Here is a 23,261-nt window from a genome sequence, read left to right as displayed (position 1 = left end):
GCAAAACGAAAAAGAGGCAAAGTCCTAAGCACTTGCCTCTTTCACGTTTGAAAGTACAACTATTTCTTATCTTTATTGATAAATGCATCGATTTTACTAATTAGATCATCTACCTCAAAATCGCCACGTTCTGCCATCATCTTAATTGTTGCCACCTTGGCCATTACTTTTACCATAGGTGTTTTTAATTTCTCGAATTTAGGATTTAAAGAAATCAAATGATCTACAATATCCGGACAATGTTTAATTAGATTAGACAATGTTGTTTTTGCATCGATATGGAATCGACCATTTGCATCAGTTGTTAATGGTTCTTCTTCTACCTCTTCTGCTGCCTCTTGAGCCAAAGATTTTTCCTTACCACCATCGCCTACAAAATCAGTTTTATCCCAAGTCAACAATGTACGAGAACCCTCAAGTTCACGGATATGAGTACAGTCTTGCATCATTTCCAATACACCGCGGAATTTACCATTTTCATCGCGCACCGCTGTGTAGATAACATAGATGAACAAGCCTGGTTTATTGATCCAGAATTCCGCTTGGCTTTGTTCGCCAGAACGGAACTTCTCTACGATTTCCTCTACTATATGAACGGATTTTGCGGGGTGACAATTCTTCACCTCACGGCCGATAACGTTCGCACTGCGAGGGAAAATACGATGTGCCGTATCGCTGTAGAACTTAACTAGTTCATTTTCATCTACATAGGATAAATCTACCGGTAAATGACGGAACAACAAATTAATTTGCTCTAATGTCAATTTACCCGTTGCTACATCGAGGACTGCATCCTTACCAGCGGGCGCCGCACCAACAGGGCCTACATATTTAGATAGCAATCCGGCTAAATCATTTAAGAATTCGTTAGATACAGCACCACCTTGAGCTGAATTATTACCATTCAATTGCGCCGCAGAATCATTGATACCTGGCACTACATATAAGCCTGGCGCATTGATGATAGCATAACCAATTTCATGGTCATTTTTACTCATCCGAACAAACTCTTCGTCACTCAACAATTTATAAGAAGTCGGCAGTAAAACTTCTAGTTCTTTAGAATTCAAATCCCGTAATTTCGCCAAAGTTTCTGGCACAGACGCTAGGAATTCTTCATACTTATCTTCCCGAAGCAATGCATAGGATGCAGAGATAGCATCGCGCACAGCATCATCAAAGGTCCACATAATGCGCGTTGGGCGGTCAAAACCGTGGTCCTCAAGCATTGGATACAGTTGATTTTGCTTACGAGATAGATGAGTTCTCCACTCTGCTAAGGAATCAAAAACACCGAGCCACGGATTTTTGATAAACTTCTCTTGTTTCAACAATTCGTCTGCTTCAAGGGCTACCTTTTCAACAGCGTTGATTTCTTCCAAGTACGCCCACAACGGATGGTTCTCAGGATACTCATTTTCAGCACGCACCAAAACGCCATCAAATAGATCTAAGAGATCATCCATTTTCTCTAGGATTTCTTCGTCCTTGTAAACACCTTTCAAGCTTTGCTCTGCATAGGCAAACTCATCAGGTGTACAAGTACCTAGTTTCTCTTTTAAAATGCGATTGCCCTCTTCTAAGGACAATTTACCATCTAAATAATCTTCTTTAATGGACACAATAATTCTGTAACGTTCATTGTTAATATCTAGCTTTTGTTTTAATGGATTCATATGCTTATACCTCCACGGGCTAATCTATAATTATATTTTTATTATACCATTTTGAAAGTAATTTTCAGTTGCTACAGATACAATTTTGATTTATTTTTAAAATTTACGAATCCAATGTTATGAAAGTGAATAACCTTACTTTATTTTTTAGAATATTTTGGCATACAAAAACTGCACTTCAAAAATTGTGTCCAATTTTTGGAGTGCAGTTCTGTATGAGTGCCTTTGATTAGTTTTTAAAATCAATATATTCAGTTTTAGAAGATGCTACAGGTTTACCATTAGAATCTGTGGCAGGACTAAATCTCCATTTAGAAATAGTATCAACAATGGCTGCATCAAGAGCACTAGAGCCACTAGATGAGACAACTTCAACGTCCCCTACAGAACCATCTTCCTTGATGGTAAAACGTATATCTGCACCATGAGCAGCTTCACCATAGGCAGCGAGCAATGCTCGGTCAATAGGTGGTGTAGCTATAGCTACTGGTGGATCATATGGAGCTGCCAACACAGAAGCTACCATACTCATTACAAACAATGAGCTTAAGATAATACAACGCAACACTTTATTCATCATTTTCTCCTTATTTAGCTTTCACAGCTTGCTTAGGCAGAGTAATTGTCATCCCAATAATGGATTCGTGTGCCTTTTGATCTGTGCCAATAGCAGGGGTAAACTTCCACTGCAAAATTGCTTTTTTTACTGCTTCATCAACAGGAGCATATCCAGAAGAGCGCTCTACGAAAACATTTTTAACATTACCTTTTTTATCAATCAAGAAGCGTACGCGCATATCAGGCGCTACCGTAGCGGTTTGAGGGATTTCAGGCAACTCAGGTTTTACAATAGTAACCTCCCTTGGAGATTCTAAAAACTTCGCTGCATCAGCTGTATAATCACCTACCATGCCAAAAGATGCAACGAGTACTGCTACAGCAGCGTATCGGAATAATTTATTCATAAGAAGCCTCCTTATTAACCTTTTATCTATGCATAATATCATACTAAATAAAGATGAATATTAAAAGAATAAATTCTTATTGATAAAATTTCTCATTTATGATATATTGAATTCAAGATAACTGTTCGAACTCACATATCTAGTTGATATGACAAAAAACTACACAAAGGAGGTTCATCATGAGACGTAGAAAGCGTATTCAAATGAAGGTCATGATGGTACTTGGTATCGTTGCCCTCATTGGGCCTAGCCATCTACAAGCACTTATTCCCTAGATTATTTTGACCTTAGCAGAAGACCGTATAACTGCCACTAGCCGCTACGTTAGTAGCGGCTATTTTTCCGTTTAGATTCAGAGAGATATTTTCCTTCTTCAAATTATTTCATTATTAGAACAAAATATTTCCCTCAAACAAAGTCATTAATGTTTTTAAATTTAGTATCTATTAAAAAGGAGGCTTATTATGAAATTTAATCGAATTTTATTAGTCGTCGTATCATTAGCACTTATAGTATTTGCCCTTGCAGGCTGCGGAAAAGACACAGCCCAAGATAGTCAGAAAAAACTTAATATCGTAGCTACAACGACGATGTTAACGGATTTAGTAAAAGAAATCGGCGGTGACCATGTAACCGTTCAAGGTCTCATGGGACCTGGTGTAGACCCTCACCTATATCAAGCGAGTGCAGGCGATGTAACAGCTATGTCTAAAGCGGATGTAGTAGTATACAACGGCATTCACTTGGAAGGTAAAATGGGCTCCATTTTCGATAACCTAACAAAGCAAAATAAAGCGACCATCCGCGTATCTGACGCCATTGATCCAGCTACATTGCTCGACTTTGACGAAGAAGATGGTGTAAAAACAAAAGACCCTCATATTTGGTTTGACGTTGCTAACTGGAAACTGGCAGCAAAAGCAGTATACGAAGGTCTTGCTAAAGCCGATCCGGCTCATAAAGAAGATTACAAAAAACGCTATGACGCATATCTTACTAAGTTAGATGAAACTGATGCGTACGTTAAAGCTCAAGCAGAATCTATTCCGAAAGAATCTCGCGTACTTGTAACAGCTCATGATGCATTCCAATACTTCGCTCGCGCGTACGGCTTTGAAGTAAAAGGTTTGCAAGGTGTAAGCACTGCTACAGAAGCAGGCACACAAGATGTGAATGAACTGGTTCAATATATCGTAGACCACAAAATTAAAGCGATTTTCGTAGAGTCTTCTGTACCACATAAAACAATTGAAGCCGTTCAAGAAGCAGCTAAGGCTAAAGGCTGGAATGTTGCCATCGGTGGCGAATTATATTCCGACTCTCTCGGCTCCGAAGGCACTGAAGGCGGTACATATATCGGCATGGTAAAAGCCAATATTGATACAATTACCAAAGCACTTAAATAATCAATTGCTAGATTTTCTTAATTAAATAAGACAAATTAAATTTACGTATACTAACTTAAATAGACTCAAATTTACTTTGTTATTGTAAGTACATGTGCTACTAGCAATATTAGCTAGTGGCACGCATTAATACAAGGAGGTTTCCATGGAATGGGCCGTTGAAGTTGAAGATATGACCGTAGCATATACGACAAAACCCGTATTATGGGACGTAGATATGAAGGTACCCATCGGTTCCTTAGCGGCCATTGTCGGCCCTAATGGGGCCGGTAAGTCCACATTATTAAAGGCCATGCTTGGTCTACTAACAGTTATCTCAGGAAGTGTAAAATTTTATATCGATCACCACTTAGCGATGGACAAAAACGATTACAAAAAAATCGCCTACGTCCCTCAAAGTGGCAGCGTAGACTGGGACTTCCCTACCACAGTACTAGATGTAGTACTCATGGGCCGTTATGGTCATCTAGGTTGGTTTAAGCGTCCTAGCAAAAAGGATAAGGAACTCGCCCTCTCCATGATTGAAAAAATGGGCATGAGCGACTATGTGGACAGACAAATTCGCCAGCTTTCAGGGGGACAACAACAACGCGTCTTCCTCGCAAGAGCTCTCGTCCAAGAGGCAGATATTTACCTCATGGACGAACCCTTCAAGGGCGTCGATAAAACCACAGAGCATGCTATTATTTCGCTTTTACAAGAAATGAAAGCTCGAGGCAAAACGGTTATCGTCGTCCACCACGATTTAAATACGGTGCCCCAATATTTCGATTGGGTAACGATGGTAAACAAACAAACTGTCGCCTATGGCCCCGTAGCAGATACATTTACGGACGAAGCTATTGAGCGCACCTACGGCAAGGGGAGGATTGTATGACCATACTCCAATCCTATACGACGCAGATGGTACTGCTTGGCACGGCTCTATTAGGCCTCGCTAGTGGTATCGCTGGCACCTTTGCGGTACTTCGCAAGGAAAGCCTCATCGGTGACGGCCTATCACATGCGGCATTACCCGGTGTGGTCATAGCCTTCTTGCTGACGGGCATCAAGGACATCGAAGTTCTCATCGCAGGTGCTGCTCTATCCTCTATCACTGCGGCTTGGCTCATTACCATCACCGTAGAAAACAGTAAAATCAAATTCGATGGTGCTCTAGCTACTATACTATCTGCTTTCTTTGGGCTCGGTATGGTTCTACTCACCTACCTTCAAAGTCTAAACAATGCAGGTCAGGCGGGACTTTCAAAATTTATATTTGGACAGGCCGCCACCATATTAGCCCGCGACGTGTACATCACATCTGCAGCGGCGCTTATCATCATCGTGCTAACCGCATTATTCTGGAAGGAGTTAAAGCTCATCTCCTTCGATGTGGAATACGCCAAAACACTACAAATTCCCGTCACTTTCACCCTTATTTTATATCGTTCATTATTGATCATGACCATCATTATCGGCATTCAATCGGTAGGGGCTATCTTGATTAGCTCTCTCCTCATTGCACCCGCCGTTGGGGCAAGACAGTGGACGAATAAACTGGGCACCATGTGTATATTAGCAGGATTATTTGGCATGATATCCGCCATCGGCGGTACTATCTGGAGTACATCGGTCCCAAAATTACCGACAGGTCCAGCTATCATCGTCATTTTATCGATTCTCGTATTATTGAGCCTCATCTTTGCTCCTAACCGAGGTATGCTCTGGCAGTTCCGCAAAAATAGACAGTCAAAACACGCATTATTGTTAGAAACCACAAGGGCTCCCAAATCCAAAGCACAGCAAAGTATTTACGTAGCAGAGGACGCACAACCTCACATAGGAGGTGCCCCATGACAGTTCATACAGAGATATTCCTCATTGCCATTGCGGTGTCCATCGCATGTGCCATCCCTGGGGTCTTCCTCGTATTGCGTCGCATGTCCATGATGGCCGATGCCATTACACACACCGTATTCCTCGGCATCGTGCTCGCTTTCTTTATGACGGAAGATTTAAACTCTCCATTTCTACTCGTCGGGGCTACCTTAGTTGGTGTAGGCACCGTATGGCTTACGGAAATGATACACAATACGGGGCTTGTCAACGAAGATGCGTCTATCGGCATCATCTTCCCGCTTCTATTCTCTATAGCCATCATTCTGGTCAGCCTATACAGCGGTAACGCTCATCTCGATGTAGATACCGCATTACTTGGCGAAATAGCCTTTGCCCCCTTTGATCGATGGATTGTGAACGGCACCGACTTGGGACCTGTATCGCTATGGATTTCTCTAGGCGTAGCGCTCATCAATTTAATATTAGTCATGCTGTTCTACAAGGAATTGCAACTCTCCACCTTTGATCCGCTACTAGCGGGACTCTTCGGTTTTATGCCAGCCCTTATCCACTATGTACTCATGACCATGGTATCCCTCACCGTTGTGGCCTCGTTCCAAGCGGTAGGCGCCATTCTCGTCATCGGCCTCATGATAGGGCCTGCGGTCATCGCTTATTTATGGACGGACTCTGTGAAAGCCATGCTTACTAGCAGTATCATCATCGGTATTATCTGTGCTGTCGTCGGTACGGAAGTATCTTTCACCATGGACGTATCCATCGCGGGTTCCATTGCAACCACCATCGGTATCGCACTGATTATCGCTGTTATCGCAACACCAAAGACAGGCTATATCGCCACATACCGTCGTCAACGTCACTTACGTCGCCACTATCGGGAAACGATGATGTTGTGCCATATTTATACACATATGGATACACCTATCGCGCACATTGAAAACGGCATTGGTACCATTCATGAGCATTTGAACTGGAGACCTGATTATACTCATCAAGCTGCTTCACAGCTAAAGAAACAAGGTCTATTATATGTGACAAATGGACACTACGTGCTTACTGATAAGGGTATAGCACAAGTTAAAGAGATTATTTAAATACAATACCAATACTTTTCCCAACAAAAAGAAGCTGAAATCAATGCTGCTCTGCAAAGATTTCAGCTTCTTTTATTATTAACTAATTATTTTACAGCCTATTAATATAACTGGATTCACGTCAATGATTATCTATAATAAATAGTTCCAACACTATAATAAGCTCAACGCAATCACAAAGAATCCTATTAATTAATAATAGCTTCTAATGGAATTACATGAGGTAGCCCATTGTCATCCATATAAATTTTCGTTTTAACACGGTATACATCTTCCATCATGGCTTCTGTAAAGATGTCTTTCGGCGCGCCTTGAGCATATACTGTACCCTCTTTAAGCACGATGATTTCATCTGCGAACATAGCCGCCAGATCAAGATGATGCAATGTTACGAGTGTTGTAAAATCATTTTCTTGAGTCAGGTTTTTTAGCAATGTTAACAAGTCAAATTGCTTGTGCAAATCTAAAGCACTTGTCGGTTCATCAAGAATTAAGATTTTAGGTTCTTTTACAAGGGCTTGCGCCATGAACACAAGTTGGCGTTGACCACCGCTGAGCTCCATGATGCTGCGCGATGCAAAGCCCTGTAAGTTCAACCGTTCCAATACCTCTTGTGTGGCTGCAATATCCTCATCACTTACACGGAATGATATGGATCCCATGCGCCCTAGCATAACGACTTCAAAAACAGATAGATTGACTTTACAGTCATTATCTTGAGACAAATAGCTGACTGTACTGCTAAAATCCTTTGTAGAATATTGAGATACAGGTTTACCATTAACGGAAATCTCGCCCTTGCCTTTCAAGATACCCATAATTGTTTTTAAAAGTGTAGATTTACCAGCACCGTTAGTACCAATGAGCGCAGTCAATTTACCTGTTTTAGCAGCAAAATCAACGCCCTTTAAGATTTGTCTGTCTTCCGTAGCGGAATAACCAAAGGTTAGATTATGAACTTCAATCATTTGAAATAGCTCCTTTTCCTAGTTAATACCAACGAGAAGAAGAAAGGTACACCGATGATTGCCGTCACAATACCGATTGGGAACATCGCCCCAGGAACGAGCATCTTACTCGCAATAGATGCGAGAGACAAAATCGCCATGCCACACACTGCAGATAACGGCAAGAAATACCGTTGATCCTCACCCACAAGCATACGTGCAATATGTGGTCCTACAATACCGATAAAACCAATGGTTCCAACGAAAGAAACAGCAACGGCTGTAATGATGGAGATGAAAGCAAACACTTTTACTCGTAAGCTTTCAACATTAACACCAAGACCAGAAGCCTTTTCATCGCCTAATTTTAATGCTGTTAAACGCCAAGATTCACGCATCATGAGCGGAAGCATGATTGCTAGCACGATAAGAACAATAGAGATGTTCACCCAATTTGCCTTAGCTAAACTCCCCATAGTCCAGAACACGATGTTTTGAAGGGCCTCAGGAGATGCCATATATTGCATCAAGGATTGAAGCGCTTGGAACAAGAACATCATGCCGATACCAGCGAGAATCATCGTTTCAGAGGAAAAATTCTTAATCTTATTGATGGAATAGATAAAGAAACTCGTCAAACTAGCAAATACAAAGGCGCCAAATGGAACCATAAAGACACCTAAAAACTCTAATGCACTAGCGCCTACAACAACCATAAGAGATGCACCGAAGCCAGCCCCTGCGGATATACCAAGTGTATACGGGCTAGATAACGGGTTATCAAGGATAGTCTGCATGCCAGCACCAGCAATGCCCAAGGAAGCACCTACGAGCAATGCCATAATGGCCGTCGGAAGACGAATCGACCAAATGATAACATATGCGTTTTTGGAAACCTCTGCTGGGTCTGTTAATGCGAGCCATACATCACTCAAGGTGAGTGATGCAGGGCCCACAATAATATCGGTAACAAAACTTACCGCACAAATGATCAGACCAATGATAATAAACATGAGCTTTTTATAGCTCTGTTTCTTATAATCGTACTGATTGTTAGTTTCTGTCACTACGAAAAACTCCTTTTTAGTTCAAATGCATAAACCAAACGCCACCGTAAGAGAATGGAAGGAATTTATCATAGAATTCCTTAAGTGTGCCTTCAGGATCTACATCCTTGAATTCCTCAGGATAGAATGTTTTAGCTAAGTATTCGAATACTGCAACGTCATATACTTCACGAGGTAAACCATGGTGAGTAGAGAAAACATTTTTAGATTGAACGGCTTTCAATTCAGGCCAGCCTTGACGTTCTGTGGTGAAAGCTTTCAATAACTCTTGAGATTTTGCTTCATTTGTATCAAAACCTAAACGCATGGATGTAGGTTTCTTAGGCCAATAAGAACCGATGATCATGATGATATCTGGATTTCTTTCCAAAATAAATTCTGGGTTAACAGGGCCTGCTTTTTGAACTACATCTTTTGTAATAAGGTCGCCACCAACTTGCGTTGCCAATGCGCCCCAGGCTACGTTTCCACTATACGCAAAACCTAAACCTTCTGGACCTTCGTTACCTGTTTCAATGTAAACAGTTGGTTTTGGTTTATTGATTTTGCTAATGCGGTCCATAACTCTTGTTAAACGTTCAGTATAGAACTTGTTGATTTCTGCTGCACGCTCCTCTTTACCCAATGCTTTACCGATAGCTTCGATAGATTTTTGGTGATTTTCAAGCTTTTCCGCATGGTAATCGATATAGATAGTAGGAATGCCAGCTGCATCGATTTTAGGTTTGTAATCAGCTTCATATTGATCTTTGAAATATAAAGGCATGAAGATAACATCTGGGTTTAAGGAAATTACTTTTTCCACATCAAATGTTTTATCATTTACGTTACCAATGAGAGGAATTTTTTCCAACTCTGGCACTTCAGATTTGTAGCGATCCCACATATCTGTACGCAATTTACTCAAATAAGGGTCAATACCAACAATAGTCTTAGCCACATCTTTGCCTTGCAACGCAGCCATAGTCAAGAACGCACCACCAGAAGCACTCAATTGAACTACTACGCGTTCTGCTGGTTTTTTCAACGTAACCTTTTGACCTGTTACGTCTGTAATCTCAATTTGTTTGCCAGATTGTGCCGCATCCTTTTTCGTATCTGCTGGACCACCACAAGCTGTCATAATCATGCTCACAACTAGCAGGAGCACCGTGGCAAGATAAGCCATAAATTTCTTTTTCTTAACCATAGAATACCTCGATTCCAAACTTAATAAGTTCTAATAAACACAATATATAACAGCATTTATTTGGGTTTTACATCATCAGCTCCTTCACACACAACACAACCCTAATTCATATGCATAAACCAGATGCCACTATAAGAGAATGGCAAGAATTTGTCATAGAACTCTTTAAGTGTAGCTTCAGGATCTACATCCTCAAACTCTTCAGGATAGAAGGTTTTTGCTAAATATTCGAATACGGCTGCATCAAAGACTTCACGTGGAAGACCGTGGTGCGCAGAGTAAACTTGTTTATTTTCAACAGCTTTTAATTCGCTCCAACCTTGACGTTCTGTGGTGAAAGCTTTCAACAACTCTTGAGACGATGCTTCGGTTGCTTCAAAACCTAAACGCATAGAGGTTGGTTTCTTAGGCCAGTAAGAACCCATGATCATGATGATATCTGGATTTTTCTCAAGTATAAACTCTGGATTAATAGGAGACGTTTTCTTAATAACATCCTTGGTGATGACATCAGCACCAGCCATAGTAGCTAATGCCCCCCAAGAGTAATTACTACTAAAGGAATTACCAAATTCTTCCGGACCATTCATACCAACTTCAAGGTAAACTGTTGGTTTTGGTTTGTTAATTTTACTAACACGATCGAGAACTCTTGTCACGCGATCCGTATAGAACTTGCTGATTTCTGCGGCACGTTCCTCTTTACCCAAAGCCTTACCTATGGCTTCGATAGATTTTTGATGACTTTCAAGTTTTTCAGCATGGTAATCAATGTAAATCGTTTGTACACCTGCTGCATCTAATTTTGGTTTAGCATCGGACTCATATTGTTCTTTCAAGTCAAGAGGAATGAAAATAACATCGGGGTTCAAGGAAATAACTTGCTCCACATTAAATGTTTTATCACCGATAGTCCCCACTACTGGGATCTTAGCTAACTCAGGCATTTCAGCAGTAAAGTGCTTCCACATATCCGCTCTATAATCCTGTAAGGATGTATCCATACCAGCGATAACCTTTGGCGTATCTTTACCCATAAGGGCAGAAATCGTAAAGAATGGACCACCAGCACCACTCCACTGTAAGACAACTCTCTCTGCTGGCTTTTTAAGCGTTACCGTACGTCCTGTTACGTCAGTAATCTCAATAGGCTTGCTATTTTGCGCCGTATCTTTCTTTGTCTCACTAGGACCTCCACATGCAGCGATGAGCATACTAACAATTAGGAGGAAAACCGTGGCTAAATACGCCATAAACTTCTTTTGTTTGAACATAAGTACCTCTCTTCTCTCAACTAAAACTATCACTATAAGTGCACATAAAAAGCCCGTCTCCCCACGAAGAGGAAACGGGCTGTCATCTCAGTTAGACTAACTACCACGCCTAATAAGCTAGCATATAGTATGAGCTTTCAACTATGCATAGCTAGTATAAATTCATCTATATCAATCCCCATCCCTGTCTCTCGCAGGTCAATTGGCAATTGTTAATTAGGCAGTTCTCCTGGCTCCAGTTTAACGTTACTTTGCGCCTTCCCAAAAACTTCAGTGACCGAGAGCATTTCACCCTCTATGCAAAGTACCTCGCTGTTACAGTGGCGTGACCGCTTTGGCTTGTACCAAATTCTCTATTAAGTCAATAGACACCTAACCCAATCATATGTGATTTTTCTCATCGTAGCATGCGGTATATACAGTGTCAATAAACATATAGGGGTACAGCTATCCCTATAAAATCTACACTTTTCAACTAAAAAGAAGCTAAAACTCAACCACTAAGCGGAGTTTTAGCTTCTCATTAGGACAATCTGTAAAAATGTCCTTAAAATCCTATAATTTATTTTTATCGATTAATAACTTTTCCGCTACAATTCAAGGCGCATTTGATACCATTTAGCACCACCATGATCAGACTCTGATTCTCCTTCATTTACAAAACCAAACTTGGCATAATAAGGTATCTTTTCTTCCTTACAGGTTAAAATGACACCCTTTCGGTTTTCCTCTCTGGCCAATTCTATGAAAGCCTCTATCAACTGACCACCAACACCACGATTGCGGTATTCTGGCAATGTATTTAGGCCAAAAATCATTTGCCATGCACCATTGGGATTATGCAGCGAAGCATCGGCGAACATCTCATCCGTTAAGATTTCATCATTTGTTACAAATCCATCGATAAAACCAATAGGTGTATCGCTGTCAAAGGCAATTAAAAACTGACCTGCATAACGGTCTAATCGTTCCTTAAAAGCCTCACGAGGCGCCGCCTCTGCAGGAGGGAAACAAGTTGCTTCGATATATGTAACTACATCTAAATCTGCGGTTGTCGCTTTTCGTATTAACATATTAATATCCTTCTTTATGTACTTATGTACTTATGCACTTATGTATTTGTATAGAGCACATTTTAAAATGAGTCAGCTAAAATAAATCATTTTTAGTATAAATGGTTTACGCCATAAAGGCTACACGTAGAGATGTTACGTGTAGCCTTTTTCTGCTGAATCTTATATTTACTAAATTTACTTTTTCGTATATTTAGGCACATTGCGATATTGCATCGGTAAGGAATTTTCTTTTACTTTAAAACCATGTTTCTCGTAAAAGGTCGCATTCTTGCTTTCACCAATCATAACATTGATGTACAAATACGATTTGTAAGCGTCTTTCACCATTTCAAGCAAGTGCCCTGCAATACCTTGGCCCCGATAATCAGGATGAACTAGCACATAATTGATGAAGCACACAAGTTCGCTATCATCCATGACACGAATAAGACCTATTAAACGATCTCCATCCCAAGCAGAAATCACGCGCGATGAATTCATTAGTGCCTTGTGCAATCTATCAGGATACTTGCCCACCACCCAACGAACAGATAAAAACAGTTCTGCTACCTGCTGAGGGGTAAAGTTTCTTTCTTCGGTATAGGTAATCGCCCTATCGCCCTTAACGATATTAATCATGCTACTGCCTTTTCTAATCCATTTATCAACTATATCTTAGGTGTGTGACACAACTTCCTTAGGATTCCACCAAATTATAGCAGACCGAGAGGAAATCAAACATTTATTGTCCTTAGATTTTGCTATGATTTCTTTTTTGATTTGTTCCTCTGCTGCTGGCGTTAAGTCTCCATAGTACTGTTCGTATATGATCTTTCGGCACTCGATTTCATCTTCTACAGTACGTTCACATCTATAATCAATGATGCTTACATTAGGTGAGCGCCCTTGTGAAAGTAACATATTATACAGAATTTGAAACTCTTGTACATCAGATTTGCTAGCTTCTCGAGGATTCTTCCAATCGGGAATGCCAGCTACGATTGCACAATAGCCTTTAGAATATTGTTCCATTTGTAAAAGCCGAGGCCACACATCAGGGAACATCCAAAGCACAAGAGATATGGTTACCAGATCAAATTGAAAGTCTGGAGAGCCATCTGGGGATAAGTCCTGTACCATTTCTTCAATGATGTTAATATTCTCAACGTTTAATTCTTTGGCATTTTCTTTAAGGACTGCCACCATGCCCTTGGACGGCTCAATAGCAGTAACAGATTTAATATGTTGAGCAAAAGGAATTGTGAAAGAACCTGGACCAGCACCTATGTCTAACATACTAGAATCAGGTGTTAAGACACTACTTAAAGCAGCATACACCTTCCGTCCAAAGTCGTAGTCATTGCTTTTACGCATGAGAGAAAAGTCATTGGCTCGCTTGTCCCAATACTCTAATAATGGATTCGCCCGAATCTCTTTCTCACGATCATAATAACTTTGTTTCCACATTTCATTCCAGAACGAAAAATCTGTAACTTGCGGTGCCATACGAAACCTCCTGACTTAGTCTAAATTCCTCATTTCTCGGATAAACTCTTCTGCCTCTTGCAGATTCTTAGGGAACTCAAAATAAATACATTGCTCATGTCCACAATAAGGATTACGGAAGTCATAGCCGCTCAACAACAAATACTCGATAATCTTCCATTCTTTGTCATTAGATTTTTTAGGAGCCTTGAACTTCTCGTTCACAAAGTACATTTTACCTTTGCAAGTAGGGCAGGTTTTATTTCTGTTAAATAATTCGTAGTTTGTGCCCTCCGACAAGGAAATCCGGCAGTTTACACATACATTTTTATAACCCATAACTATTTACTCCCATATGGTTTATGCTGAAAGATAGCTTTTACAATCCCTTCACCAACAATATTTCCGCCTTCCATGATAAAAAACTCTGCACCTACCTGTATAGCAGAATAATCTACGGTTTCATATACTGGTAAAGCATTAGCTTGAATTGGCTTATCAAAGATGACATCTTCACCATCAATAAAATTGATACCAAGATATTCCTCAGTACCTTTTATAACGAAATGAGGATAGTACATTCCATTATTTAAATTCGGTGGAGTTCTCCTCTTCTTGCTGAAGAAAGTAACTGTACAACCAATAGTAAAATCTAAATTACTCATTTCGGGCCTCATTCAACTACATATACCATATCACCTTTAAAGTATATGTTCATTATACAGTGTACGGGATTCCCTTCGGTCCATAACCAACCTTGGAATACAGCGTGACCCCAATTATAGGTCTCTGTAATGACCTCGAATTCACTTTCACTATAATCCTGTTGATACTGAGATAACTCAATTCTTTTACCTGTGAAAGTATCTAGTATTGTATTATTAAATACGAGAATTTCAAAAAAATCTATATCGCACGTCTCAAACACGACCTGAGCCTTATGAGTTTGTTCAACACCGTTCTCATAGGAAAAAATGTACTCAAATGTAAGGATCAAATTATCGTCTACGTATTCTATTTTCTGTGCCCTTGCATCGTGGAGAGAATACTTGGAATACTCGCCAAAAGATTTTGTTGTTTTCATAGTTCCTCGGTTTCACAATCTAACAGTTGAAACATAATATCTATTAACCTAAAATCAGTATACCAATTTTTCGATACAATATAAAAGCCAATAGATATCATAATCTATTGGCTTAATTATTAAACTAGGCACTAACAATTACCTTTGAATTCCACCAGATTATGGCAGCCCGAGAGGAAATCAAGCATGTATTATCCTTAGCCTTTGCTGTGATATCCTTCTTGATTTGCTCCTCAACGTCAGCGGTTAAATCTCCATAATACTGTTCATATATGATCTTTCGGCACTCGATTTCATCTTCCACCGTACGCTCACATCTATAATCGATGATACTTACATTAGGAGAGCGCCCTTAAGAAAACAACATATTATAGAGAATTTGAGACTCCTGCATCAATATCTAACAAAGTAGAACCAAGAGTCAACACACTCCCCAACGCAACGTTCACCTTACGACCAAAGTCACAATCATTGCTTTTACGCATGAGGGAAAAATCATTTGCCCACTTATCCCAATACTCTACCAAAAGATTGACACCGATACCTTTTTCTCTTTCGTAATAACTGTCTTTCCACATTTCATTCCAAAAAAATCAATTACTTGCGGTGCCATAAGAAACCTCCTGATTTAGTATATCTAAATATCTTAGCTAAAAACCTCTTTATATAATGCTATCATCTCTTTAGCATATTTCGCAGCCTGAGGAATACGTATTCTTTTATAATAGTCAGCAAATATATCTTGATGATTCTTCAAAAGTTCGAATTCAATAATATACAAACCAACACTCGTTCTAGAGTATTTTCCTATTTCAATTACAGTTGATTCATCATCTTTAGACATCTCCTCACCTATAGGAAATTCACCATCAGGATACGCCTCACTAGTAACATCGCTATATTCCCAAAACCTCTTACTCCAAATGATAATATTTTTTCCATATTCTTCTATCATTTGAATGTAAAACTGCACCATTTCATTTTCTGAAAGCACATTACAATTAAAACCTTCAAGTAAGAATTGTCTTTGTTTTAATCGATTTTTTAGTTCTTCTACTTCAACACTTTGTAGGTCTTTATTAAAGTTGTCGACACCTAGTTCTTTTATAATATCTAAATATATGTCACTATCTAAAAATTCTTTTATAGTATCCATACCTTTATTCCCTTAACAATATTGTCAGTTTCCATTATGCAAATTCGGTGGAGACTTTTTCTTTTTATTGAAAAAGTAACTCTACATCAAATAATAAAATCTAAATTGCTCATTTTACGCATTCAAAATATAAGTATATTACGTCCAACAAATTATCAAATTTATTATAAAGACTAAAAATAATCCCAAATATTATTTGTGAGACTCTATATATTCCATAATAAAATCCCTAAACTTATGAAGTTCAACTCCCTTAATATAATAACCTAGATTAGTCATTATAGACGTTGTAGACCAAATTGCTTGATTAGTTGTTGGTATTTCTCTTACAATTACTTCGCCTTCAGCTCTATATACAGGGCCGGAATATAAAATACCAATTAATATTATTCTTTTCGCGCCTAAATAAGTATTTCCATCTCTATCAGAATATCCATTTTCATTTAATATAAAAATCGGTGAACCTGATGAACCTGGGAAACATGCCATATCTACTAATCCTATCCCCTCCTCATTAAAGTCTAACGCAGGATGAGATGCAGTATATCCACGCCTAAATATTGGAAAATTATTTTTTTCATCCCATAGACCAATAGGATATCCCACCATAACCACTTCTTCAAGAGCACTCAGTGTTTCCAGATTTTCTTCAGATGCAACAAGAGTGTCATCAATCGGCATTGTAAATACTTCTTTCTGACCAATAATATTCTTAATATATTCAAATAGAGGATTAATAAAGCAAAAACATAAATCCTTAGATGAATGAAAAATCCAATCAGCTTGATACTTTACCTTATAATTTTCACATAAATTACCATCTTCTCCCTTTAAGTGTAAATAAAATGTCATAATTTCATTTGGATTATTATTTACAACATGTTTATTTGTAACAAGAACTTGACAAATCTTCTCATCATCAATATTATAAATATAAAAAAATCCAGTTCCAGAAGATCCATTTTCAGCCTCTAATCTTACTGTACTAAACATTAGATATTCAGAAATTGTTTTTGGCTGCATAAAATTTTCCCTTATCTCTATAAAACCTAAATTCACTAACTACTATTATCATAAGAGCCTCCCACCAAATGATGGGAGGCTTTTACGCACTCTTTAAATCCAAAACTCTCCCTTTCAAACTTATTCTTTTACCTTTCAGTTGAATTCAGAATTACTCAAAAAGTACAGTTAATGAATTTAAAATCAATATTTTTTATTATTCCCACTCAATGGTAGCAGGTGGTTTAGATGTAATATCGTACACGATACGGTTGATGTGTTGTACTTCGTTTACGATACGACGGGAGATTGTATCCAATACGTCGTAAGGGATGCGTGCCCAGTCAGCAGTCATGAAGTCTGTTGTTGTTACGCCACGCAATGCCAATGTGTAATCGTATGTACGGAAGTCACCCATAACACCTACGGTACGTGTAGATGTCAATACTGCAAAGTATTGGTTGATACTACGATCAAGACCAGCTTTTGCAATTTCGTCACGGAAGATATAGTCCGCATCACGCAAGATGTCGAGTTTGTCTTTAGTGATTTCGCCCATTACGCGGATAGCAAGGCCAGGGCCTGGGAATGGTTGACGCCATACGAGGTAATCAGCCAAGCCTAATTCAGAACCAAGTTCACGTACTTCGTCTTTGAAGAGGTTGCGCAATGGTTCGATGAGGCCTTTAAAGTCTACAACTGCAGGCAAGCCACCTACGTTGTGATGAGATTTGATAACTTCCGCTTCACCAGTGCCGGACTCTATAACGTCAGGGTAGATTGTACCTTGCGCTAAGAAGTCAACGGAACCGATTTTACGGCCTTCGTCTTCGAATACGCGGATGAATTCTTCGCCAATAGCTTTACGTTTTGCTTCTGGATCTTCAAGGCCAGCCAATTTATCTAAGAAACGTTTTTCTGCATCCACGCGGATAAAATGCATACCGGAGTCTTTGAAAGCTGCTTCCACTTCGTCACCTTCGTTTTTACGCATCAAACCATGGTCAACAAAGATACATGTCAATTGATCGCCTACAGCTTTAGAAATAAGAGCTGCCGCAACGGAGCTATCTACACCGCCAGACAATGCCAACAATACTTTGCCGTCGCCTACAGTGTTGCGGATGTCTTCAATAGCAGTTTTTGCATAGTTTGCCATTGTCCATGTGCCTGTGAAGCCACATACTTCGTACAAGAAGTTGTGAAGCATTTCTTTGCCATGTTCAGTGTGCAATACTTCTGCATGGTATTGCATAGCATATAGTTTACGTTCTTTATTTTGCATGGATGCAACAGGGCAATCCTTAGTATGTGCTACGATTTCAAAGCCTTCTGGAACTTTTGCTACATAATCAACATGGGACATCCACACCACTTGGTCTTCGTCCAAACCTTTGAACAATGGAGATGTAGTGTCCACTTTCGTAGGTGTTTTACCGAATTCACGGTTGTCCGCAGATTTAACTTCGCCCCCCAATGTATGCGCCATAAATTGCATACCATAGCACATGCCAAGAATAGGAATACCAAGTTCAAAGATCTCTTTCTCAATTTTTGGAGAGTTTTCTTCATACACGCTGTTAGGACCGCCTGTGAAGATGATACCTTGCGGTTTTAATTCCTTAATTTTATCCAGCGCTTTGTTGTATGGATATACTTCGCAGTATACGTGATTTTCACGAACACGGCGCGCGATCAATTGGTTATATTGACCACCAAAGTCAACAACAATTACAAATTCCTTGTTTTCCATGCCTTCCTCCATATGCATCTATTTGTGAAAGTATATTCACTATTTGTTATGCCCATACATATCTGTACTGGGGGTGCGTTTTTCCGAGCCAAACGCTAATTTTTCATTACATTTTATTATACCATAGGAAGTATAACGACTCCATATATTCCGTATGTAGATTATAAATAAATCTTTAATGTTCGGATTTCTAGTTATTACTCTTTTAGAGCCTTCCGTATGTAAGTCAATTTACTAACAATGTTGAAAGATTTCTAGCCATCACTTTTTAGGGGCCTCTCGTTTATACATTTTTACGGCCCCCACGGGACAGATGGAATAGCAGTCACCACAACTGATACAACCTTTCCCAATGATAAATCGAGTCTTACCTTCGGTGATGCATTGAACAGGACAATCCTCAGCACAAGCACCACACTTAACGCATGTGTCATCGATATTAAACTTTAGACTTCCCATTATACATCACCTCCTATCTACTGTGTACCTATTAGCCTTTACAAATCTACGTAATCATAAGCACCTATTACGATTCATGTATTTTTGCAATTAAATAACATATATATTTTCAAATACTACCAGTTAAAAGTATTTATTTTTAATTGGTAGTATCTGGAATTTAGCACAACAATAACTATCAAAATTATTTTTTCTTATTTAGTTCACTATTATACGCAATAGCGGAATAGATTGCCTTTGCCACGCCTTGGTGGTTATTGTCTGTCGTTTCGTATCGTGCCACTTCTTTAATGTTCGGCTTGCTATTGCCCATGGCCACGCCAGCGCCCGCAAAGCGTAGCATAGATAGGTCATTTTCGCTATCCCCTAGTGTCATTACCTCGTCAGGGCTTAAGCCCCAATGTTTTGCCAACGCTTCTACGGCTGTGCCCTTTGTAGTATGGGGCAAGACGAATTCTAAATTGCCTTCACTAGAGAGCAGCACATCATAGAATCGTTCACGACCTGTACCGTCGTGGGATAAACCTTGGTATTCATCGCGCAAGTCTTGCAAGATACGTTGACGCATCGGTTCATCACCGTAGAAGATTTGAATCTTTTCAGGCCCTTCGTCTAAAGATTCCATATGAGCTAGCAAATCACATACCATGGTCCGCGTAGCCAAGATAAATGGACGAATATTAGGTCTAAAGAAGAAATTAGATTGCTCTATTTCACATTCAGACATCTTTACCTTTGCTGCTTCGTTGCCTTCCGCCAATGCATAGTGATCGTAAGTTGCGCCTGGCAGACGAGTGTCCCCTATACCAGAGATCTGATTTTTAGTATTAGGCAGATGATTGTCCATTATGCCATGCAAAGTTTTTTTATTTTTCTCATTACGTTCGCTAGCACAGACTCCTAAACGTTCAGGTGTAATGCATCTAGATGGCGGATACATGCCAAAGATTTGGTCTTTCACATAAGCCTCTACATAGACACCATAGGTTAATAGTTTACGCAACAAATGTAATGCTTGTTCTTTATCAAAACTTACGTGGAATAGACTGCGGTTTTCGTCCTTATCCATTACATAAGCACCATTGGTGCACATGAAATAGCGCAAGCACGGCAATTTTTCGATGACATCATTCATCTCATTCCAAGCGCGGCCAGAAGCAATGGCTACGCGAATGCCACTTTCACGAGCGGCACGAATCGCCTCAATGGCGTCCTCAGGAATCGCCTTAGCATCGTTTACTAAGGTACCATCTACATCGGATGCGATAAATCGAATGGGCTTATCCCCAGTGAGGCCTATATAATTTTTTATTTGTAATGTTTCAGTCGAGGCCATACATCCTCCTTCTATTCCTTCTATTCCTTCTATTTAGAATTATTAAATTCGGCTATGATTTCTTCTAAGATTGTTGGATTTTCTACCAATCGCAATACTGTGCCACCAATGATGTTTGCACCGTCGATAATGGTTTGTTCAATAGTAGGCTCTAACATAGCAGCTGCAAATTCTTTAGAATGGCACACCTTCGGCTCGCCAGCGAGGCGCAATTTAGGGTGGAATGCTGCACATTGATAGCTTACATTGCCAATATCTGAGCTACCTCCAAGGGCTGCTGGACCGGGCTCAAAATCGAGACCCATATCGGCCATTACCTCTTCGATAAGCGCTGTGCCACGATTGTTTTGGTTCATATCATCATAGGGATTGCCATAAAACTCTACATCCACAGTTGTACCAGTACAAAGAGCAGCCCCTTCAAAGATTTTTTTGATTTGCTCGGATAAACCATTCAAGTACTCACGCTCCGTATGACGCACGGTGACCTCTAATTCACCGAAGGCAGGGATCACATTGGATGCGGTACCTCCCGCAATGATCCATGTGCCGATGCGCGTTTCAGGGCGCACTTGTTGGCGCATCATATCCATAGCATGGATAGCGAGTTGCACACCATTCACTGCATTGATACCGTTCCAAGGCTCGCCAGCTGCATGGGCCGGCTTACCGTGGTACTTAGCCCGGAAGCAATCGAGTGCCAAGAATTGTGAGTTAGGACGCGTTTCCTCGCCATCGAGGTGAACCATGATGGCAAAATCGTACTCTTTAAACACCCTTGCATTGCACATATCCACCTTACAGCCCATCGCTTCTTCGTCTGGTGTGCCGATAATATCGATGTCCATTTTAAAAGCTACGCCTTCTTGTTGCATTTTATGTAGTGTTAGTGCAGCTAACACACTCATAGAACCACTGGCAGAGTGACCGCACGCATGGCCCACCTCTGGCAGTGCATCGTATTCACAGAGGATTGCCAGACGACCTTGAGGGTTATCTACTTTCACGGCAGATGCCTTGAAGGCTGTCGGCAAATCACAGAATTCATAGATTACGTCCATGCCATATTTTTCGAGAACAGCACCTATGGTTTTAACAGACTCAAACTCCTGACTGGAAATCTCAGGGTTCTTGGCTAATGTGTAATTAATGGCAAACGCATCAGGTGCGAAGCTTTTACAAAGATCAGCAAAAGTAGTTGTAAGGGACATATTGCCTCCATGTATATAACCACATTATTGTAAAGGATTATGATACTCTACAATAAAGAATAGAAAACTCGTTTACTCTTAATTATACAATGTTATTGCCTATTGGTGTAAAATTCCGTACAATATAAACAGAAATGTATAAACCATGTATATGGATGTTTGAGGAGGATACTATGTTTAAGTTCAAAAAATTGACAGCCATCGCCCTCGTAGCGGTAGCAGCAATGGGTTTATTGGCTGGTTGTGGCAACGACAAACCTAAAATGACACAACAAGAAGGTGTATTGCGTGTAGGTTCTGAAACTACATTCCCACCATTTGAATTCACTGAAGGCGACAAATACGTTGGTTTCGACGTTGATTTGTCCGAAGCAATTGCTAAAAAACTTGGTTTAAAAATGGAATTCAAATCCATGGGCTTCGATGCTTTGATTCCAGCAGTTCAATCTGGCGATATCGACATGATCGCAGCAGGCATCAACGCTACACCTGAACGTGAAAAAGCATTGGACTTCTCCGATGTATACTTCGACCAAGGCGGTTTCATCACAGTTGTTCGTAAAGACAACACAACAATCCACAACATGGATGAATTAGCAGGTAAAACTGTAGGCGCTCAAATCGGTACAATCCCGGTTGAAATGGCTCAAAAAATTCCTGGTACAACAGTAAAACAAATCGATTCTAATGCTAATATCTTCATGGAATTGAAAGCTGGTACAATCGACGGTGCTATCATCGATAACGCTGTGGCTATGTACTACCTCAAACAAGGTGCTGATCAAGACCTTAAACTTGTAGGCGAACCTACACAATCTCCTGGCACAGTGCTTGGCGTGAAAAAAGGCAACAAAGCTTTACAAGAAGCTGTTAACAAAGCTCTTAAAGAACTTAAAGAAGACGGCACTTACCAAAAAATCTACGACAAATGGTTCGGCGATTACAACAAAAAATAATATGTATTCCTAAGAACTAGGATACATAATACCCCCTCTGAAAGATTGCAGACATCACATAAAATTTGTGACAGCAGATTTTCTTCAGAGGGGATTTTTTTATCATTTAAATCCAATACATGCTGAAGATTCTGTATTATGCATAGATATAAATTAGAAATAGGCTAGTATATTGTGAGAACAGGTAAACGATAGCAGTATGATATCAATGGAGAACATACAGATATACTAGTATTTTCTCTTTTACGGTACCTCGCGTTCGTTATATAATAAATATGTATTTACTATATACATGTATAAAAGG

General features: G+C 39.8%; 26 protein-coding genes and 1 riboswitch. Of the genes, 5 read left to right on the top strand and 21 right to left on the bottom strand.

The window, feature by feature from the left end; all coding sequences use genetic code 11:
• Positions 1-59: 59 nt before the first annotated feature.
• The 3 genes from E7L28_RS03325 to E7L28_RS03315 all read right to left on the bottom strand — a co-directional run bounded on the left by E7L28_RS03325 (position 60) and on the right by E7L28_RS03315 (position 2,641).
• Complete coding sequence (locus tag E7L28_RS03325; protein WP_077708009.1) at positions 60-1,676, bottom strand: PAS domain-containing protein; 1,617 nt, start codon at positions 1,674-1,676, stop codon at positions 60-62.
• 229 nt (positions 1,677-1,905) lie between these two features.
• Entirely contained in the window at positions 1,906-2,253 is a 348-nt protein-coding gene (locus E7L28_RS03320; RefSeq protein ID WP_004697914.1) for an energy transducer TonB, read from the bottom strand.
• Positions 2,254-2,263: 10 nt separating this feature from the next.
• Positions 2,264-2,641 carry an energy transducer TonB gene (locus tag E7L28_RS03315; protein WP_077708008.1) on the bottom strand — a complete coding sequence of 126 codons (378 nt, stop codon included), beginning with the start codon at positions 2,639-2,641 and terminating at the stop codon, positions 2,264-2,266.
• Between the two features lie 464 nt (positions 2,642-3,105).
• On the opposite strand from E7L28_RS03315, the gene E7L28_RS03310 reads away from it, so the two are divergent.
• The 4 genes from E7L28_RS03310 to E7L28_RS03295 all read left to right on the top strand — a co-directional run bounded on the left by E7L28_RS03310 (position 3,106) and on the right by E7L28_RS03295 (position 6,983).
• Entirely contained in the window at positions 3,106-4,047 is a 942-nt protein-coding gene (locus E7L28_RS03310; protein WP_278618590.1) for a metal ABC transporter solute-binding protein, Zn/Mn family, read from the top strand.
• 145 nt (positions 4,048-4,192) lie between these two features.
• Positions 4,193-4,924: a metal ABC transporter ATP-binding protein gene (locus tag E7L28_RS03305; RefSeq protein ID WP_004697906.1), complete on the top strand. Its 732-nt coding sequence runs from the start codon at positions 4,193-4,195 to the stop codon at positions 4,922-4,924.
• Positions 4,921-5,886 carry a metal ABC transporter permease gene (locus tag E7L28_RS03300; RefSeq protein ID WP_316692187.1) on the top strand — a complete coding sequence of 322 codons (966 nt, stop codon included), beginning with the start codon at positions 4,921-4,923 and terminating at the stop codon, positions 5,884-5,886. Before E7L28_RS03305 ends, E7L28_RS03300 begins: the two co-directional genes overlap by 4 nt.
• Positions 5,883-6,983, top strand: coding sequence for a metal ABC transporter permease (locus E7L28_RS03295; RefSeq protein ID WP_316692186.1), 1,101 nt, complete (start codon positions 5,883-5,885; stop codon positions 6,981-6,983). Before E7L28_RS03300 ends, E7L28_RS03295 begins: the two co-directional genes overlap by 4 nt.
• A 188-nt stretch (positions 6,984-7,171) precedes the next feature.
• Here E7L28_RS03295 and E7L28_RS03290 read toward each other — a convergent pair whose 3' ends face one another.
• The 18 genes from E7L28_RS03290 to E7L28_RS03205 all read right to left on the bottom strand — a co-directional run bounded on the left by E7L28_RS03290 (position 7,172) and on the right by E7L28_RS03205 (position 22,001).
• Entirely contained in the window at positions 7,172-7,951 is a 780-nt protein-coding gene (locus tag E7L28_RS03290) for an ABC transporter ATP-binding protein (RefSeq protein WP_316711433.1), read from the bottom strand.
• Positions 7,948-8,997, bottom strand: coding sequence for a FecCD family ABC transporter permease (locus tag E7L28_RS03285; protein ID WP_004697920.1), 1,050 nt, complete (start codon positions 8,995-8,997; stop codon positions 7,948-7,950). The genes E7L28_RS03290 and E7L28_RS03285 overlap by 4 nt, the downstream gene beginning before the upstream one ends.
• 16 nt (positions 8,998-9,013) lie before the next feature.
• Entirely contained in the window at positions 9,014-10,186 is a 1,173-nt protein-coding gene (locus tag E7L28_RS03280) for an ABC transporter substrate-binding protein (RefSeq protein WP_123138380.1), read from the bottom strand.
• Between the two features lie 101 nt (positions 10,187-10,287).
• Entirely contained in the window at positions 10,288-11,460 is a 1,173-nt protein-coding gene (locus tag E7L28_RS03275) for an ABC transporter substrate-binding protein (protein WP_316692322.1), read from the bottom strand.
• 202 nt (positions 11,461-11,662) lie between these two features.
• Positions 11,663-11,851: riboswitch (cobalamin riboswitch) on the bottom strand.
• A gap of 199 nt (positions 11,852-12,050) precedes the next feature.
• Positions 12,051-12,533 carry a GNAT family N-acetyltransferase gene (locus E7L28_RS03270; RefSeq protein WP_316604045.1) on the bottom strand — a complete coding sequence of 161 codons (483 nt, stop codon included), beginning with the start codon at positions 12,531-12,533 and terminating at the stop codon, positions 12,051-12,053.
• Positions 12,534-12,710: 177 nt separating this feature from the next.
• Positions 12,711-13,154, bottom strand: a complete 444-nt coding sequence (locus E7L28_RS03265; protein ID WP_270279259.1) for a GNAT family N-acetyltransferase — start codon at positions 13,152-13,154, stop codon at positions 12,711-12,713.
• 36 nt (positions 13,155-13,190) lie between these two features.
• The gene (locus E7L28_RS03260; protein WP_316691968.1) at positions 13,191-14,021 is read right to left on the bottom strand and encodes a class I SAM-dependent methyltransferase; all 831 of its coding nucleotides are present in this window, start codon (positions 14,019-14,021) and stop codon (positions 13,191-13,193) included.
• 15 nt (positions 14,022-14,036) lie between these two features.
• A complete protein-coding gene (locus tag E7L28_RS03255; RefSeq protein WP_077707997.1) occupies positions 14,037-14,339 on the bottom strand; it encodes a hypothetical protein in 303 nt (100 codons plus the stop codon).
• A 2-nt stretch (positions 14,340-14,341) separates the two neighbouring features.
• Entirely contained in the window at positions 14,342-14,665 is a 324-nt protein-coding gene (locus E7L28_RS03250) for a hypothetical protein (RefSeq protein WP_316604047.1), read from the bottom strand.
• 8 nt (positions 14,666-14,673) lie between these two features.
• Positions 14,674-15,084 (bottom strand): hypothetical protein, encoded by a 411-nt coding sequence (locus tag E7L28_RS03245; protein ID WP_316604048.1) that lies wholly within the window; start codon positions 15,082-15,084, stop codon positions 14,674-14,676.
• A gap of 124 nt (positions 15,085-15,208) precedes the next feature.
• Entirely contained in the window at positions 15,209-15,388 is a 180-nt protein-coding gene (locus E7L28_RS03240) for a hypothetical protein (protein ID WP_316604049.1), read from the bottom strand.
• A gap of 64 nt (positions 15,389-15,452) precedes the next feature.
• Positions 15,453-15,611, bottom strand: a complete 159-nt coding sequence (locus E7L28_RS03235; RefSeq protein WP_316691967.1) for a hypothetical protein — start codon at positions 15,609-15,611, stop codon at positions 15,453-15,455.
• Between the two features lie 119 nt (positions 15,612-15,730).
• On the bottom strand, positions 15,731-16,240 hold the full coding sequence (locus E7L28_RS03230; RefSeq protein WP_316604051.1) for a hypothetical protein: 510 nt from the start codon (positions 16,238-16,240) through the stop codon (positions 15,731-15,733).
• A 192-nt stretch (positions 16,241-16,432) separates the two neighbouring features.
• Complete coding sequence (locus E7L28_RS03225) at positions 16,433-17,263, bottom strand: S1 family peptidase (RefSeq protein WP_316691966.1); 831 nt, start codon at positions 17,261-17,263, stop codon at positions 16,433-16,435.
• A 196-nt stretch (positions 17,264-17,459) separates the two neighbouring features.
• Positions 17,460-18,995 (bottom strand): glutamine-hydrolyzing GMP synthase, encoded by a 1,536-nt coding sequence (gene guaA, locus E7L28_RS03220; RefSeq protein ID WP_316604053.1) that lies wholly within the window; start codon positions 18,993-18,995, stop codon positions 17,460-17,462.
• A gap of 261 nt (positions 18,996-19,256) precedes the next feature.
• Positions 19,257-19,454 (bottom strand): 4Fe-4S binding protein, encoded by a 198-nt coding sequence (locus E7L28_RS03215; RefSeq protein ID WP_316604054.1) that lies wholly within the window; start codon positions 19,452-19,454, stop codon positions 19,257-19,259.
• 184 nt (positions 19,455-19,638) lie between these two features.
• Complete coding sequence (locus tag E7L28_RS03210; protein ID WP_316604055.1) at positions 19,639-20,790, bottom strand: Cof-type HAD-IIB family hydrolase; 1,152 nt, start codon at positions 20,788-20,790, stop codon at positions 19,639-19,641.
• A 29-nt stretch (positions 20,791-20,819) separates the two neighbouring features.
• A complete protein-coding gene (locus tag E7L28_RS03205) occupies positions 20,820-22,001 on the bottom strand; it encodes an amidohydrolase (RefSeq protein ID WP_316604056.1) in 1,182 nt (393 codons plus the stop codon).
• Positions 22,002-22,174: 173 nt separating this feature from the next.
• Between E7L28_RS03205 and E7L28_RS03200 the strand changes: the two genes are divergently transcribed.
• Entirely contained in the window at positions 22,175-22,957 is a 783-nt protein-coding gene (locus tag E7L28_RS03200; protein WP_120055818.1) for a basic amino acid ABC transporter substrate-binding protein, read from the top strand.
• Positions 22,958-23,261 lie beyond the last annotated feature (304 nt).

The sequence above is a fragment of the Veillonella parvula genome, assembly GCF_032575955.1.
Classification (GTDB): Bacteria; Bacillota; Negativicutes; order Veillonellales; family Veillonellaceae; genus Veillonella; species Veillonella parvula_J.
This window is presented reverse-complemented; position numbering and strand designations above follow the sequence as displayed.

Bases quoted from the DNA above. Each gene is read 5' to 3' on its own strand.
- E7L28_RS03325 (WP_077708009.1), bottom strand. From the start codon at position 1,676: ATGAATCCATTAAAACAAAAGCTAGATATTAACAATGAACGTTACAGA.
- E7L28_RS03320 (WP_004697914.1), bottom strand. From the start codon at position 2,253: ATGAATAAAGTGTTGCGTTGTATTATCTTAAGCTCATTGTTTGTAATG.
- E7L28_RS03315 (WP_077708008.1), bottom strand. From the start codon at position 2,641: ATGAATAAATTATTCCGATACGCTGCTGTAGCAGTACTCGTTGCATCT.
- E7L28_RS03310 (WP_278618590.1), top strand. From the start codon at position 3,106: ATGAAATTTAATCGAATTTTATTAGTCGTCGTATCATTAGCACTTATA.
- E7L28_RS03305 (WP_004697906.1), top strand. From the start codon at position 4,193: ATGGAATGGGCCGTTGAAGTTGAAGATATGACCGTAGCATATACGACA.
- E7L28_RS03300 (WP_316692187.1), top strand. From the start codon at position 4,921: ATGACCATACTCCAATCCTATACGACGCAGATGGTACTGCTTGGCACG.
- E7L28_RS03295 (WP_316692186.1), top strand. From the start codon at position 5,883: ATGACAGTTCATACAGAGATATTCCTCATTGCCATTGCGGTGTCCATC.
- E7L28_RS03290 (WP_316711433.1), bottom strand. From the start codon at position 7,951: ATGATTGAAGTTCATAATCTAACCTTTGGTTATTCCGCTACGGAAGAC.
- E7L28_RS03280 (WP_123138380.1), bottom strand. From the start codon at position 10,186: ATGGTTAAGAAAAAGAAATTTATGGCTTATCTTGCCACGGTGCTCCTG.
- E7L28_RS03275 (WP_316692322.1), bottom strand. From the start codon at position 11,460: ATGTTCAAACAAAAGAAGTTTATGGCGTATTTAGCCACGGTTTTCCTC.
- E7L28_RS03270 (WP_316604045.1), bottom strand. From the start codon at position 12,533: ATGTTAATACGAAAAGCGACAACCGCAGATTTAGATGTAGTTACATAT.
- E7L28_RS03265 (WP_270279259.1), bottom strand. From the start codon at position 13,154: ATGATTAATATCGTTAAGGGCGATAGGGCGATTACCTATACCGAAGAA.
- E7L28_RS03260 (WP_316691968.1), bottom strand. From the start codon at position 14,021: ATGGCACCGCAAGTTACAGATTTTTCGTTCTGGAATGAAATGTGGAAA.
- E7L28_RS03255 (WP_077707997.1), bottom strand. From the start codon at position 14,339: ATGGGTTATAAAAATGTATGTGTAAACTGCCGGATTTCCTTGTCGGAG.
- E7L28_RS03250 (WP_316604047.1), bottom strand. From the start codon at position 14,665: ATGAGTAATTTAGATTTTACTATTGGTTGTACAGTTACTTTCTTCAGC.
- E7L28_RS03245 (WP_316604048.1), bottom strand. From the start codon at position 15,084: ATGAAAACAACAAAATCTTTTGGCGAGTATTCCAAGTATTCTCTCCAC.
- E7L28_RS03230 (WP_316604051.1), bottom strand. From the start codon at position 16,240: ATGGATACTATAAAAGAATTTTTAGATAGTGACATATATTTAGATATT.
- E7L28_RS03225 (WP_316691966.1), bottom strand. From the start codon at position 17,263: ATGCAGCCAAAAACAATTTCTGAATATCTAATGTTTAGTACAGTAAGA.
- guaA (WP_316604053.1), bottom strand. From the start codon at position 18,995: ATGGAAAACAAGGAATTTGTAATTGTTGTTGACTTTGGTGGTCAATAT.
- E7L28_RS03215 (WP_316604054.1), bottom strand. From the start codon at position 19,454: ATGGGAAGTCTAAAGTTTAATATCGATGACACATGCGTTAAGTGTGGT.
- E7L28_RS03210 (WP_316604055.1), bottom strand. From the start codon at position 20,790: ATGGCCTCGACTGAAACATTACAAATAAAAAATTATATAGGCCTCACT.
- E7L28_RS03205 (WP_316604056.1), bottom strand. From the start codon at position 22,001: ATGTCCCTTACAACTACTTTTGCTGATCTTTGTAAAAGCTTCGCACCT.
- E7L28_RS03200 (WP_120055818.1), top strand. From the start codon at position 22,175: ATGTTTAAGTTCAAAAAATTGACAGCCATCGCCCTCGTAGCGGTAGCA.